The 15,458-nt window shown below is 30.3% G+C and carries 14 protein-coding genes; 3 read left to right on the forward strand and 11 right to left on the reverse strand.

What is annotated here, in order from left to right; translation table 11 throughout:
- Window positions 1-33: 33 nt before the first annotated feature.
- Window positions 34-774 (forward strand): LPS export ABC transporter ATP-binding protein, encoded by a 741-nt coding sequence (gene lptB / locus CLU81_RS08790; RefSeq protein WP_017494919.1) that lies wholly within the window; start codon window positions 34-36, stop codon window positions 772-774.
- 94 nt (window positions 775-868) lie between these two features.
- Here lptB and CLU81_RS08795 read toward each other — a convergent pair whose 3' ends face one another.
- Window positions 869-1,729 (reverse strand): glycoside hydrolase family 25 protein, encoded by an 861-nt coding sequence (locus tag CLU81_RS08795; RefSeq protein WP_099709469.1) that lies wholly within the window; start codon window positions 1,727-1,729, stop codon window positions 869-871.
- 10 nt (window positions 1,730-1,739) lie between these two features.
- Window positions 1,740-2,456, reverse strand: a complete 717-nt coding sequence (locus tag CLU81_RS08800) for a phosphatidylcholine/phosphatidylserine synthase (RefSeq protein ID WP_099709470.1) — start codon at window positions 2,454-2,456, stop codon at window positions 1,740-1,742.
- A gap of 275 nt (window positions 2,457-2,731) precedes the next feature.
- Between CLU81_RS08800 and CLU81_RS08805 the strand changes: the two genes are divergently transcribed.
- Entirely contained in the window at window positions 2,732-3,715 is a 984-nt protein-coding gene (locus CLU81_RS08805) for a PorV/PorQ family protein (protein WP_099709471.1), read from the forward strand.
- 37 nt (window positions 3,716-3,752) lie between these two features.
- Window positions 3,753-4,889, forward strand: coding sequence for a DUF4105 domain-containing protein (locus CLU81_RS08810; protein WP_099709472.1), 1,137 nt, complete (start codon window positions 3,753-3,755; stop codon window positions 4,887-4,889).
- A gap of 1 nt (window position 4,890) precedes the next feature.
- On the opposite strand, the gene CLU81_RS08815 is transcribed toward CLU81_RS08810, so the two are convergent.
- Genes CLU81_RS08815 through CLU81_RS08855 form a run of 9 tightly spaced genes read right to left on the reverse strand, consistent with a single transcriptional unit; the run spans window position 4,891 to window position 15,435 of the window.
- Complete coding sequence (locus tag CLU81_RS08815; protein WP_099709473.1) at window positions 4,891-6,285, reverse strand: sugar transferase; 1,395 nt, start codon at window positions 6,283-6,285, stop codon at window positions 4,891-4,893.
- Between the two features lie 57 nt (window positions 6,286-6,342).
- Window positions 6,343-7,692 carry an O-antigen ligase gene (locus tag CLU81_RS08820; RefSeq protein WP_099709474.1) on the reverse strand — a complete coding sequence of 450 codons (1,350 nt, stop codon included), beginning with the start codon at window positions 7,690-7,692 and terminating at the stop codon, window positions 6,343-6,345.
- Between the two features lie 3 nt (window positions 7,693-7,695).
- The gene (locus CLU81_RS08825) at window positions 7,696-8,766 is read right to left on the reverse strand and encodes a glycosyltransferase (RefSeq protein ID WP_099709475.1); all 1,071 of its coding nucleotides are present in this window, start codon (window positions 8,764-8,766) and stop codon (window positions 7,696-7,698) included.
- A complete protein-coding gene (locus tag CLU81_RS08830) occupies window positions 8,763-9,881 on the reverse strand; it encodes a glycosyltransferase (RefSeq protein WP_099709476.1) in 1,119 nt (372 codons plus the stop codon). Before CLU81_RS08830 ends, CLU81_RS08825 begins: the two co-directional genes overlap by 4 nt.
- Before the next feature lies 1 nt (window position 9,882).
- Window positions 9,883-10,866: a glycosyltransferase gene (locus CLU81_RS08835; RefSeq protein WP_099709477.1), complete on the reverse strand. Its 984-nt coding sequence runs from the start codon at window positions 10,864-10,866 to the stop codon at window positions 9,883-9,885.
- Entirely contained in the window at window positions 10,863-11,864 is a 1,002-nt protein-coding gene (locus CLU81_RS08840) for a glycosyltransferase family 2 protein (RefSeq protein ID WP_099709478.1), read from the reverse strand. The genes CLU81_RS08835 and CLU81_RS08840 overlap by 4 nt, the downstream gene beginning before the upstream one ends.
- Complete coding sequence (locus tag CLU81_RS08845; protein ID WP_099709479.1) at window positions 11,861-13,399, reverse strand: glycosyltransferase family 2 protein; 1,539 nt, start codon at window positions 13,397-13,399, stop codon at window positions 11,861-11,863. The genes CLU81_RS08840 and CLU81_RS08845 overlap by 4 nt, the downstream gene beginning before the upstream one ends.
- Before the next feature lie 5 nt (window positions 13,400-13,404).
- The gene (locus CLU81_RS08850; RefSeq protein ID WP_099709480.1) at window positions 13,405-14,559 is read right to left on the reverse strand and encodes a glycosyltransferase family 4 protein; all 1,155 of its coding nucleotides are present in this window, start codon (window positions 14,557-14,559) and stop codon (window positions 13,405-13,407) included.
- Entirely contained in the window at window positions 14,560-15,435 is an 876-nt protein-coding gene (locus CLU81_RS08855; protein WP_099709481.1) for a hypothetical protein, read from the reverse strand.
- Between the last annotated feature and the right edge of the window lie 23 nt (window positions 15,436-15,458).

The following is a 15,458-nucleotide window of genomic DNA, read 5'->3' on the forward strand; positions in this document are numbered from 1 at the left end:
CGATTTATACGTTTAAACGATTAAACTTAGAAAATGAAATTAAGAGCCGATAATTTAATCAAAACCTATAAAGGTCGTAGCGTTGTAAAAGGAATTTCTGTTGAGGTAAATCAAGGAGAAATCGTGGGACTTTTGGGTCCAAATGGTGCTGGAAAGACAACTTCATTCTACATGATTGTTGGATTGGTAAAACCTAATTCAGGAAACATCTATTTAGATGATTTGAATATTACTGATTATCCTATGTACAAACGTGCACAACAAGGAATTGGTTACTTAGCACAAGAAGCTTCTGTTTTTAGAAAACTAAGCATCGAAGATAATATTCTAAGTGTTTTGCAATTGACCAAGCTTTCAAAAGAAGCTCAAATTGCAAAAATGGAAAGTTTAATCGAAGAATTTAGTTTAGAACATATTCGTACCAACCGTGGAGATTTACTTTCGGGAGGTGAACGTCGTCGTACTGAAATTGCCCGTGCTTTGGCAACTGATCCAAAATTCATTTTATTAGATGAACCTTTTGCGGGAGTTGACCCTGTTGCGGTTGAAGATATCCAAAGAATTGTAGCGCAGTTAAAAAACAAAAACATCGGAATTCTAATTACCGATCACAACGTTCAGGAAACTTTAGCTATTACTGATAAAACATACTTAATGTTTGAAGGAGGAATCCTGAAAGCCGGAGTTCCGGAAGAATTAGTAGAAGATGAAATGGTTCGCCGTGTTTATCTTGGACAAAACTTCGAATTGCGTAAAAAGAAACTTGAATTTTAATTCGATATATGTAAATGGTAAAAAGTAAAATGTTAGTTACTTTTTACCATTTTTTCTTTTGATGTCTTTCTTTTCACATTTTACAACTAACATCTTACTCGACAGTAATAAATTGCAATTGCTCTAAATCTCCGTTATATATATTGACATCTACTCTGTGTTTAATTCCCGGCAAAGAAGCTTTCTCTGTAAATTGCCAAAAAAGCCAATCTGGTTCAATTTTTTCTCTGTAAAAATTATAATTGGCGATCCAGAATAAATATTCTCCAAATTCTTCTTTCAAAAAATCATCATAATAACGTTCTCCTGTATAAATAATTGGACGCACTTGATAATGTGCTTCAACTTTATTTAACCAACGTTTTAATCCTTTTTTCAAACTGTCTAAAGGTTGATTCTTCGGTAATTTTTCAATATCTAAAACAGGTGGCAAATCGCCTTTTTGCAATTTTACTGTTTTAATGAAAAGATTTGCCTGTTCGATAGAATTTTCATTCGGACGATAATAATGATAAGCACCTCGCATAATTTTATACTCTTTTGCTCCTTCCCAATTTTTCTTAAACTGTCTGTCAACTCGATCATTTCCTGCTGTTGCGCGAACAAACACAAATTTTACAGGATATTTTTCGTCTAGAACCTCAACTTCATCCCATTCTACGGTTCCTTGAAATTCTGAAACATCAATACCTACTACTTTTCCTTTGTGATTCTCGAGAACCCGAATATTTCGAACATCCGAAAGGTGTTTGTCAACCTCATCTTCATCTAAAACTTTGCTTGATTTAAAACCAAGATAATATTTCAATCCATCACGATAATGATAGATTGACGCAAAGAAAAGCACTATTAAAAAGCAATAAATAATGAAGCGAAGTCCTGTTGCTAAAAATGACCTTTGAGGCTTAGCTTTTCTGGAATAAGAAGTTCTACGTGTGGTCGTTTTTCTTGCCATTCAAATAAAACTACTTTTTCAGAAACAAATTATTCACCACTGACAATAACACATAAAAAATGATGATTAAAGGAATTGCGATATATTGAAGCGTCACTACCAATAGTAATGAAATCAATAAAAATACAATTTGAAGGACATTGTCTTTTACCGTAAACTTTTTGATTTTTAATGCAAACAAAGGTATTTCAGCATTCAAAATATAAGCACTGCATAAAGTAATCGCCAACAAAACCCAGTGATTGGTTAGAATTCCGAATATTACTAAAGAATCTGAATACTCAATAACCAAAGGTAAACTCAAAATAAACAATGCATTTGCAGGTGTTGGCAAACCAATAAACGAATCGGTTTGGCGTGTATCGATATTAAAATTGGCCAATCTGTAGCAAGAACCTAAAGTAACTATAAATCCTAGAAAAGGAATAATGGTCAAGGCTATTTCATCATTAGGATTTGCACTTTTTAAAAACAAACTATACATTACATAACCTGGTGCAACACCACTGGTTACCATATCTGCTAAAGAATCTAACTGCAAACCAAGCGGACTTGAAACTTTGAATAATCTAGCAAAAAAACCATCAAAAAAATCAAAAAAGATTCCTAAACAAACCATATAAAAAGCCATTTCGAAATTGCCTTTTGACACAAAAACAACTGCAATACAGCCACAAAAAAGGTTTATTAATGTAATTAAATTAGGAATGTGTTTTTTAATATTCATCTTTTAAAATTTTAGATAATGGTAGGGAACAAATTTAGCATAATAACTCTATGTAAAATGTGTTTTTGCAAGAGTTTTTTACTTGAAAATTTGAGTTTCGCAATATTTATCAAAAGGAATAATTTTCCTGAGTAAAATATTATATTTTTGGTAAAAATTAAAACAGACTTCGGTTTGCAAAAAAAGATCCGTTGAAGAAAATCCTTGCGTTTTTATTATTTAGTACCTGCACAGTACAATATGGGCAAACCGTTCGAAAATATTCGAATGAATTTATGAATATTGGCGTTGATGCTGCCGCATTGGCAATGTCAAGTGCTGTTGTTGCTTCTACAAATGATGTAAATTCTGTTTATTGGAATCCCGCAGGTTTAACGAATCTTGAAGATCATCAGATCTCTTTAATGCACGCCAATTATTTTGCAAATATCGCGCAATATGATTATATAGGTTATGCAAGTCCTATTGATGACAGAAGTGCCTGGGGAATTTCGATGATTCGTTTTGGGGTGGATGATATTATGGATACGACACAATTGATCGATAATCAGGGAAACATCGATTATAACCGAATTAGTTTGTTCTCTACGGCTGATTATGGTTTTACTTTTTCATATGCAAGAAAACTTCCGGTAGAAGGATTTCAATATGGTGTAAACGCAAAAGTTATCAGACGAATTATCGGGAAATTTGCTAATTCCTGGGGTTTTGGTTTCGACGTTGGATTGCAGTTTGAACGAAATGACTGGAAATTTGGTTTGATGCTTCGCGATATTACAACTACATACAATGTCTGGAATATTGACGAGAAAGAATATGCAAAAATTGCCAATGCCATTCCTGGTGAAAACAATGAATTACCGGAAAGTACTGAAATAACTTTGCCAAAAGCACAATTAGGAGTTTCAAAAAGATTTGATTTCCACAATGATTATAGTCTATTAGTTGCTTCAAATTTGAATATGCGTTTTGAGCGAACTAATGATATAATATCAACCAAAGCAGTAAGTATTGATCCTGCAGTAGGTTTTGAATTTGGATATACTGATCTTGTTTTTTTGAGAGCCGGAGCAGGGAATTTTCAAAATGTGACACAACTGGACAATACCGAAAAAGTAAATTTTCAACCAAATATTGGACTGGGTTTTAAGTACAAAGGTATTCAGGTTGATTATGCGTTGACTGATTTGGGTAATCAAAGTACCGCTTTGTACTCAAATATTTTTTCATTAAAGGTAGATTTAGGTATCTTTAGATAATATTTACTAATCATTAAACTTCTTAAAATTTTAAATTATGAAAAATGTCATTTTCAAAAAAACACTTTTTATTTTACTATTATTACTAAGTTTTATTGGTTTTAGCCAAAATATACCTTTATCGAAAGATGCTAAAATTAGCGTTATCACTTGCGGATTAGGCAACGAAACGTATTCTTATTTTGGTCACACTGCGATTCGTGTTGCTGATCCTGTAAACAATATTGACCTTGTTTACAATTATGGTGCTTTTGATTTTTCGACTCCAAATTTTGTAATGAAGTTCGCCAAAGGTGATTTACAATATTTTGTAGTTTTGCATCCATTTCCAGATTTTATTAATGAATATACGAATGAAAAAAGAAGTGTTTTTGAGCAAGAATTAATTATTCCGCAAGATTTAAAACAAAAGCTTTTCGATAATTTAAACACGACATTACTTTCTGAAGATCGTTATTATACTTATAAATTTATTGATAAAAACTGTACTTCAATGGTTGTTGATATTATCAATAAAACTTTGGGCGGAACAGTAATTACAAAAAAAGGAGAAACTGATATTACGTATCGTTCTATTTTGTTTCCTTACTTCGATGGACATTTTTACGATCAATTAGGAACAAGTCTGATTTTTGGAACTAAAGTAGACCAATTAGGAACCAAAATATTTTTACCTTTTGAGTTGAAAAACAGTTTAGAAAAAACGACTTTTCAAAATCATCCTTTGGTAAACAAAAGCAAAACATTCCTTAGTTTTGAAAAAGAAACACCAAGTTCATGGTGGAATAACATTTATACTTATCTAATTATTCTTGCTTTTATCGTTTTAGCACACAACAAAATAGTAGACAAAATCTATCTTTTGATTTTATCTTTTGTGGGACTATTTTTTGTTGTTATGGGATTTTATTCTTTTCACCTGGAACTGGCGATGAATTATAATGTACTTTTATTTAGCCCTCTTTTGTTGGTTTTACTTCTTTTTTCAGTTATAAAAAACAAAAGATGGACTTATAGATTTGCCGTTTTACATTTGATGTTTCTGGCAATTTACATTATTCTATTGGTCAATAAAGCTCATTTCTTTATTGTTTTACCAATGATAATTACAAGCGGATTTGTTTTGACAAGAGTTGCAATCCGAAATAAAAAACGTATTCCGATTATTATCTAAACTATTGTCCTCGATAGAATAAAACGGTTGTAATTGTTTTGAAAGTGATACTCAAATCAAGAAAAACACTTCGATGTTTGATGTAGTATAAATCATACTGAAGTTTTATTAAACTCTCATCAATAGATTCTCCGTAAGAATAGTTTACTTGCGCCCAACCGGTTAATCCTGGTTTTATAACATGTCTTGTTTCATAAAAAGGCATTATTTGGGCAATTTCGTCAACAAAAAATGGTCTTTCGGGTCTTGGACCAATAACAGCCATATCGCCTTTTAAAATATTGATAAATTGAGGTAATTCATCTATTCTTGACTTACGCATAAATTTTCCAAACGGCGTTATGCGTTTATCATTTGAAGTGGCAAAAACAATCCCATTTGCTTCTGAATTTTCGACCATTGTTCTAAACTTATAAATTTTAAAAACAATTCCGTTTTTCCCCACGCGTTCTTGTGTATAAAACAGACTTCCTTTATTGCCAAGTAGATTTCCAATAAAAATCAGAGGTATAAAAACAGCGCAAAGTAACAACCCAACAAAAGATAGAGAAAATTCAAAAAGCCTAACTACTGATAGATATAACTTATTATTATTGCTTCGGCTAAAAGGAAAAAAGCGGTAGAAATCCCGAGCAATATAATGAACAGGAATACGCTGTGTTTTATTTTCATAAACCTGCGTGTATTCTCTAATTATATTTCCTGATTCTAATAAGTGAAGTAATTGTTGGTATAAATCTGCAGTAATTCCATCCGTTTTTTGAGAGGCAATAACAATCTCTGAAACATTATTTTTGCTTACAAAAGATTCTAAATCGCTCTTTTTGATTTCTTTTACGTAATGAAAGTTTAGATTTTCTTCGGAAATTGAATCTGAATTTACAAATCCAATAATTTTATAATGCGGATCTACGTTTTCGAGCCCTAAAACCAATCCTTCAACCTGATCCTGATCACAAATTAAAACTACATTTTGTGAAAAACGATGTGATGCCAAAAAAATGGCATAAAAGAAACGCCATAATAATAAGACTGTCAGTATCGAAAAATAAAAGATCAATACAATCAATCGCTGCTTAGGAAGTTCAGGAGATAAAATAGGCGTAAATAAATAAACCAATGCTGCTGTTGTAATGGCTAGAACAACACTTCGCAGAATTTGAAATTGATTGCTGGCAACTTGCAAATTATACATTTCAAAGATAGTCCCAAAAACATTGATATAACAAATAAGTAAAACTGGTCTAAAGTAGTTACCACTCTCTAAAACAAAATAATGGTAATCAAATATTACACTTAGCAAGTACAAAACTGACAAAACAAAAAAAGAATCACAAATACGGAGTAAAACTTTTCTTTCGGAAATTTCGAAGTGCATTTTTTTATTGGAAAGCATTTATTCTTTTTGTTTAGGGGCGTTAAACTGAAGCAAATATATTATAAAAAAGAAAACTTAATCGACCGAATTTTCTGCTTTTTCAGGAATTTTAACCTGAACTGAAAGAAGAGTCAAAGCATAGACAAAAGCAGGCGCCGCAATTCGCATTGCAGCATGATTTATGGTCAATAGCCAAAAAACATAGAATGAAAAAAAGTACAGATGTTGTTTATTATTAATATATAATACAACTGGCGTTATAAAAAGTATTAAAAGTCCAAAAATGCCAAATAAACCATGCTCACATAACATTCTCGTTATTTCATTGTGTGACGCAACCTCTTCTCCTAACTCTTCAATTCTTTTGTATTTACTTAATCCTGCACCTACTCCTAAAATGGGGTTATCCAAAAAAAGTTTGATTTCGGCATCCATAATTTCCTCTCTACCTCCCAAACGATCCTTTTTCACTCTTCCTAATTGATCTTGATTTGCATATCGCTTATTAATTAAGCCGCTAGTTTGAAGCGAGCTATAAGTCCAAATTCCTATAGCCATTAAAGCAGTTAAGATAAAAACCCAGGTAAACTTAGCTTTCCCTTTATCATTTGAGAAATAATACAGTAAAAACAAAAGGAAAACAACCATGACTACAGCAGTCATAACACCTCCTCGGGAAAAAGTTACAATACCTCTATAACTAATAAATAGTAATAGACTTCCATTTATAAACATCTCAAATTTTGACTTTGAGAATAAAATTAATTGTGTAAAAAAAATAAAAATTCCTAATCCTAAAATTGTAGAAACTTGATTTGGTCCAAATCCTCCAGAGGTTTCAAAATTAGACTGTGTTCCAGTAACAACATCTTTAACGCTAGGATTGTACACGAACAAATAAATTGTAGTGGTAACAATTGGCATTCCTATTATATTCAAAATACGCTGTAAATCAGAAAACAAAATTCTTCTTTTAAACATATATAAAGCACTGAACACTAAACAAACAGGACCAGATAAATTAAAAACTAAAGCCTTTCTGATATCAAAATTAAAATCTAAGTTATTCGTTGTAACTAAAATAGCAGGAATTAATAAAAGCAGTAACAATAGATAAATAATCCCGTTTCTTGAAAAGTTACTATACACCATTCCTAAAAACATAAAGAAAATGACATTAAACTTTACATATTCATTATTAAAATTACCGCCCGTCATACGCAGAAAAACCTCGACACCAACTAAATAAGCAGCAACAAATAACACTTCATTATTTTTATTCTTGGTTCGAAACACTAATAGCAAGCCAACTAATGGTATTATTAAGGCATAAATTTTAGACAAAAAAGGCACTGCAAAAACTGCAAGACCAATTAAGGCATGAATTACAAGAAGGTAAACATATGATAATTTGAAACTTTTCATTATTTATTCTTTATAGGCTAAAATTAGCTTTTTAATTACCATTTCTTCTGAATAATTCTCTAACACGGATTGTTTAAAATTAATTCCTAACTTCTTTCTAAGATTATTATCATCTACTAATCTCATCAGTTGAGACTCTATTTCATTTTCAGAATATGGATTAAATAATAAACCTGTCATTCCTTCTTCTATCAAAGAGGAACAATATCCAACATTCGTACAAACTACCGCTAATTCGGCTAAGCCATATTCAAGTAAGGTCACTGGAAATCCCTCTTCTGTTGATGCTAAAATCCCAATAGATACTTGTGACAGAATGTTTTTTACATCACTTCTTTCACCATAAATATGGATGTATTCCTCTAAAGAATTAGATTTCATAATCTTCTTTAATTCATCAGAATAAGAATCAAAATAATCTTTTCCAATCAGATGTAAACTCCAGTCTAATTCATGCAATTTTAAATTTAAAAAAGCTTTTAAAATAGAAATATGATTTTTAGGTTTTTTTAAATTTGCCAAAAAGACTATACGTTTTCCTTCTGTTCCTTTTAGTATAGTTGTTCGCTGTAATTCATTTCTATCTAATGTGAAATTAGGGATAAATAGTATTCTTTTACAAAGCATGTTTTTTTCACTCCATTCCTTCAATTGAAGATTAACGACAAAAATAGAGTAAAAAAAGAGTGACATAAAAATTAATACTCTATTCTCTTTCTTAGATTCTTTTGCACGACTTCCGTAGTGATCATGCCAAATAATTTTAATTTTTGGAAAGGTCAATTTTACTAAAACAGCAATAAAGAAAGAGGAACTGTGAGCATGAATAAAGTCAACTTTATTTTGTCTTATATATTTTCTTAAACGAAAAACAGCTTTAATATCAATTTTATTCTTTTTATTTAAAAACAAATAAGCTACGTTTCTATCAATCTGATTTAAGAGAGGCCCTTCTTTTCGAGTTGAAATTATACCCGAAAATTCAATTTTTTCAGATAAAGCGTTAGCATAATTCACAGCCATTCGCTCAGCTCCTCCAATTTCTAAAGAATCTATAATTTGTACAACTCTCATTTAACTAACAACATTTTAATTTCTTCTTCAAAAATTTCTACAGTATAATTTTGCGACCATTTTTCAGACAGTTTACTTTTAGAAAAGAATTTATCTTCATTTCTAATTATGTTTTCTATTTGTGCTAAATCATTTTCTAAATCCATCTCGAGCAAAATTCCTCTATTGCCATTTTCTAACATAAAGGGAACACATGAAACTGATGTCGCAATTGGAACACATCCATAAAACATTCCTTCTGCAACAGCTTTTGGCCAACCTTCGCTTTTTGATGGCAAAATAACAAAATGACTTCTTTGGTAAGCTAGTTTTACTGTTTCTTTATTCTGATTTCCATTAAGAAAAACATTATCCTGCAAATCATTTTCTTTAATGTAATTTTCTAATGAAGCTCTTTCAATTCCTTCTCCATAAAAATTTAAAATAGCTTTATTTCCTTTCTTCACTAGTTGTTTTAATAATTTTAAAGCATACATTGGATTTTTACCTACAACCAAACTACCTACAAAAATAAATTCTATGGTTGAATCAAAATTCAATTTCTGAATACTTGTTTTTTCAATATCTGCGTAAGTTGCGGTAAAAAAAGGCTTAATATTTTTTGATTGGTTTTCCCAGTCTCCATAAACCAAAACCTGCATATTTTTCGTCAAAAATGTATTTCCCAAAATGTATTTCTGTAATTTATAAGTCCAAGGCTGTTTACTTGCCGGATCCCAATTACCTGCATATTTAGCTGTTTTTGTTTTTTTCGGGAATAAAATCTGAACAAAACATCCAATCAATCCTGTATTTCCGGGACAGCGCAAATGAATGTGATCTGCTTTTTTCATTGCCCAAAAGACCGTCCAAAAAATTCTTGGTAATTTATAAAGTGATATCAGATTATTTTTTAAACTGGTAAAACTAAATTCTGAGACATCCCTAAAATCTATTTTATGGTGTTCATAATCTAAGTCAATTTCTGTTGGACTTCCTTTTGACGAAGGTGCTACAATAATTACTTCATCTACATATTTAAGCCAAATATTCATCTCACGTATGTAAGGTGCATAACCAAAATATTGATTTTCCACTTTATTATGAATTACATGTGTAATTATTGCGAACTTCATTTTATATTTTTTCTAACAATCTTGTAATAACTTTTTGCGGAGCCAAATATTTATTAAAATACTCTCTGCTTTCAAGTTCTAATTTCCTTCTTAAATCAACATTTGTTGTTAATTTATCAATAGCTTCTTTTATGTCTTTACTATTATTTACATAAAGTACATGTTTATTATCCAACAAATCTGCTGGTAATATATTGTAATGAGATGTTGTGATTATGGCTTTTCCTAAAGCTAAAAATTCGGCTAATTTCCAACCGTGACATGAAAGTACAGCGGGTGTATTAAAGACGAAGGCAGATTTTTTTATTTTTTTAAGATATACTGCTAAAGAAATACGTTCCGAGTAAACTAAATCATCCAATCCTAAATTATTTCCATCTTTTCTAGCTGCAAATCCGCCTTCAAAAGACACTTTTGTATTGTCTTTGCAAGATTCTATAAACAATGCTCGATTTTTATTTGTTTCTGGTTCTTGTTTCCAAATACTATTCATAAAAAAAACATAGTTTCCTGAAGACAAATCGTTTTTATATTTTTTTAAGGCAAATCTCTTATATTGTCTCCAATAATTGGCAATAAATTCACGCTTATGTGAAATGGAATCTCGAAACCTGCTAAAATTTAAAACTAAGTGATAAACTGTTTCTAATAAATTCCAAATCTGAATACCAAAACTTGGGCCAATGGCTATAATTTTAGCCTTATCTGATGTTTCTAAATTCTCGATATTGTAATTTACCTTACCATAAACTGAACACCATTCCAGGGCTTTTCTATCAATTTGTGATGAATCTTTCGAATCTATTATTAAATTTTGAACTTCTCCATTGTCATCTTCAATTATAAAAGCAAAAGTTCCCTGGGCAAATTCAGGAAACTTTGAAACACTAAATTGAATGTTTTCAAATATTTCGTTTAAACCTTTAATATAGTATCCGTCATAAAAAACATCACAAAGGCCATAAATATAAACTTTAGGTTTCATTTCGTAAATTTTGGTTTATTAAACAATAAACTCCACCAGCCAACAGTTCTACCTATTGCTTCCGTAAACGCTTCTTTTTTGTTTGGCTCTGTTATTACATTGCTCCATCTAATGACAGTTAATAATATTGTAATAGCGTTCCATTTAAAACGATCATTAAAACTGGGGTTTGAATTTTTAATTCTCCAAACATACCAGCCGTTTCTTACTACCATTATACCATATTTGTATTTATTTGGTCTCCCGGATTCAGCATGAAAATGGGATAAATTTGCTTTTGTATTAATTACATTTTTACCAAACTTCAAGGCTCTTAAACTAAAATCTGCATCTTCGTATAAACCATAACCTTCAAAAAATCTTGAAAAATTAATCTTGTCAAAAACACTTTTCCTGAAAGACATCGACATTCCAATCAGTAAATCTACTTCATAGGTTTTTCCCGTCATTGGAAATCCACATGTTTTACCATGTGAATACTCTGGCATCTTTCCAGGACCTAAATTAGAAGCGAGCCCGAGATAATTTCGAATCACATTTCTCAAACCTTCTTTATAAGCATATCCTTCAAACAGATAATACTTTTTAGGGTTATAAAAAACATTATCTATCTGAGGTTCCCATTTATATTCATTTATCGCCACACCGCCAACCCCAATAACATCAGGATTTGCATGGAACGTTTGAAGTATTTCCGAAAAATAATCTTCTTCTAAAACGGTATCATCATCTAGAAAACAAACAATTTCTGAATCACTGGCAATCTTAGAAATTCCGAAATTTCTTTGTTTTGTCAATCCTCTATCTTCATTAGAAACTAAAAAATATTTTATATTCTTAAAATGGAATTGATTTAAAGCATTTTTTGTTCTATCATCCGTAGAGCCGTCAACAATTAAAATTTCATCTGGATAAAGAGTTTGATTTTGAACAGATTGCAACAATGCAATTAATGAATCGGGTCTTAGATAAGTACAAACTATTAAGGAGAATTTCATATCTTATTTTTTAATTCATTGGCCCAATATAAACTCTGAGCCCATTGTTTTTGAAAATTACTCCAATATTTAATTGGATTTTTAATAGTTTGAACTTTATAAAATTTAAAAAACAATGTTGATTTATATCCATTAATTTGCTCTGGAGTTTTATGCAATAGATTGAACAGCATTATTGTAGGTGATGGTTTTGGCTGAACAACATCATTCTGCCAGGCTAAAACCGGCTTAGTTCTAAATCCTCCTGTTGGTGCACTTAAATGTATAATTTCAGGATCAGGAAAATACAAAATATCAACTCCTGAATTTCTCATTTGCATTCCAAAATCACTGTCTTCTCCATAACCAAACTCAAAACCCATTCTAAATGAAACCTTATCAAGTAAACTACTTGTAATAAAACTATTTCCAGAACCAAAAAAATCTGCTTGGTTTACAAGATTAATTTTTCTTTCTTCATTAATCTTTGGATAAAAATTACTTGAAACCTCCGAACCATATTTTATACAATTTTCAAGAGTTTTTTCTATTAAATCTATTCCAAATCTATTGTCATCATCATTAAGAAAAACCCATTCACTATCGACTTCAGCTAAAGCTACATTTCTTGCATTACAAGCTCCAGCCTGATGTGTAAAAATATGTTTTATTGCAAATGGCCAATTTTCATCTGTAATATAATCAAGTTCTGATGTGCTTTCAGGATTTGGATTTTGTTCAACTACAATTACTTTTTTTGGTAAGTGAGTTTGTTTTGACAAATCTTTTAATACATCATATAAGTACTTTTTTCTTCCAATGGTTGGAATTATTACATCTATAGTACCTTTTTCTAATATTTTTTTTGAAGATTGAACTTTAATACTATCCAATAAATCATTGTTAAGTACTCTTCTACGGTAAAACAAACTATTAATAAAGGGCAAAAGGGTAATTTTTTTCTCATATAAAAACAAATTGAGCAACAATAAGAAAACCCAGCTTACTTTATAATGCTGTTTTACAAATCGAAATAAGATATATAAGCTTTGTTTATCATTTGCTTTTTTATCTGAAAAATCATTTAAAAATGCTGGCTCTGAATAACATAACAGGCCAATAGGCATGGCCAACTTTGCTAGTGAATTCAAAAAATAATCAAAGTTATCAGACTCTTTAATTTCACCCTTGAAAGACAATAAAACTGATGCGTGAACACCTCCCACGGAACTGCTCATTTGCCAGGTTGGATAACGTACATCTTTTTTGATTTTCATAAAAGGAGCCCCATCAACATAACCAATTGCTTCTGATAGATATGTACTATCAGAAACATTATAAGATGCCATTATTTTATTATGATGAAAAATTTCCTGGAGTTTTGAAAGATTTAAATTTGTCTTTAAATCAATATGACACCAGATAATTAATTGATCCGAATATAAATTGGCTATTTTAAATAAAGCTTTAGTTATATTTAATTTTTCGAAGTCAATACGCTTTTCATCATATTGAACTTCAACAACTTTATTATTTTGATGATAAACAATTACCATTTTTTCTACTTATTTTGATTAATTGTTTTCTGATAAAATTCTATATTTCTTTTGGCAATTTTATTGATGTCAAAATTGTCTTCGACTCTGGTTCTGGCTTGTTTACCTATTTGCAAACTAAGCAAATCATCTTTCAACAATTGAATAATTTTTTCTGCATATAAATCATGATTTTCAGGATGAACCAAAAAACCACTTTCTTCGTCAATAATTAATTCTTTTGACCAGCCAATATCACTATTTACGATTGCCTTTTGCAACGCCATTGCTTCAATTGTAACCATTCCAAAGGTTTCTGCAAAGCTTGGAAAAACACAAACATTTGCTTTTCTTATGTGGTTTTGTACTTCGCTATAAGAAATGCTTCCTAAATAACTAACGTTTTTCAAATCATCATTTTTGAATTGATTCTGCATTAATTTCCAGGTTGAATTTGAGTTTGTTTTTATATCGTAAGAATCACCACCTATCAGGATCAATCTTGCGTGAGGTAAAACATTCCTGACTTTATTAAAGATTTCCGGTAATTCTAAAACTCCTTTTTTTCTAATTAAAGTTCCAATATATAAAATTGATCCTTTTTCAAATACTTTAGGATTATTATTCTGGAAACTTCCCAATTCAATACCGTTGTAAATAGTTGTAATTGCCTTATTTTTTATTTTAAAAAGCTTCTTCGACACTTCTCCGGCATATTTTGTTGGAGCAATAAAGTCCTTCGCCCCTTTTACCGCTAATTTCTCAAACCAAAAATTTTTTGCTTTTTGCTTTCGCTTTTCTAAATGACAAAAATAAGCGTCACTTCCGTGAAAACGCATTACAATTGGAACTTTAAAATTCATAAAAGCCGAAATCCCTGTCCAATCTATAACTTCTAAAAGTTCTATATGTCCTTGTTTAATTACAGAGCTACAATATTCCTGAATATATTTTCTATGCAAGAACCATCCAAAAAATCGGAATTTTTTATTTTTTATCAGATGAATTTCAAGTTCATTTTCTATAAATACTTCCTGCGTTTTTTGCCCATATACAAATACAGTAACTTTTATTCCTTCTTTAGTTAAAGCTTCTGCCAGGTTTTTAATACTCGTACCAATACCAGCTGCATGAGCAACTTTCTCATGAGGAAACTCTGGTGTTAAAAATGATATATGCATTTATTTATTAAAAAAATCTTTTAGAATTATAGCTGTAAACTTTTTTGCTCCTTCATCATTCATATGCCCACAATCAGAAAAATATTTATCTTCGATTACAACATTTTCATAGTTGTGAATTTCCGGATATAGCTTTTCCACTTTTTTAAAATAATCAAATCCTTTAACGTTTTCACACATTGGCGTCATTACAGCGATCAGATTAATTTTATTTGCCTTGCAAATTTGCTTTATTTCTTCGTAGTATTGATTTTTTACAGGATCAGTCTTAGACAAATTCTCTTCTAAACTTCTTTGACTTTTTTCTAAAGCATGATATCCTCCATAATTTAGCTCCTTGCTTTTTTTATTAATAGTACAAAAAAACATTTCCCTAAAACCAATTTTAGTTTCGTATTTTAAATACCTATAAAATGGAATATAATAATTTGCATTAAAATCAGGTAAAAGCCTGAAATGTGTCTTTATTGCTGAAGAAGATTTTAAATAAGGATAAAACTTTAAAATTGTAGCTTCAGAATTATTTCTTGATCTTAAGGTTACATCAACATCAATAATTAAATTTTTTATTTTATTTTTCTTTTCCAATAGTAGCTTTAAAACTAAATCAGACTCAAATAACTTAGAACCTTGCATTCCAAAATTAAAAGTTACCAACCCACGATCTTCAAACATTTGAGTCACAAAATGATTATTGGCTCTGGATGAGCCTAATATCACAACATCATAATCTTTTGGAGTTGAATTGAATATATACCCTATTTTTCCTCTATTTTTTGAAACAGAAAAAGCCTTTGAATAAATCAAATCTAAAACTACTGCAATCGTAAGAGTCAAAATCAATATTTTGAGCACAAAAAACAAAAAATTTTTCATCATTAAAAATTATAGAATACTTA

The sequence above is a fragment of the Flavobacterium sp. 9 genome (assembly GCF_002754195.1).
In the GTDB taxonomy this organism is placed as follows: Bacteria; Bacteroidota; Bacteroidia; order Flavobacteriales; family Flavobacteriaceae; genus Flavobacterium.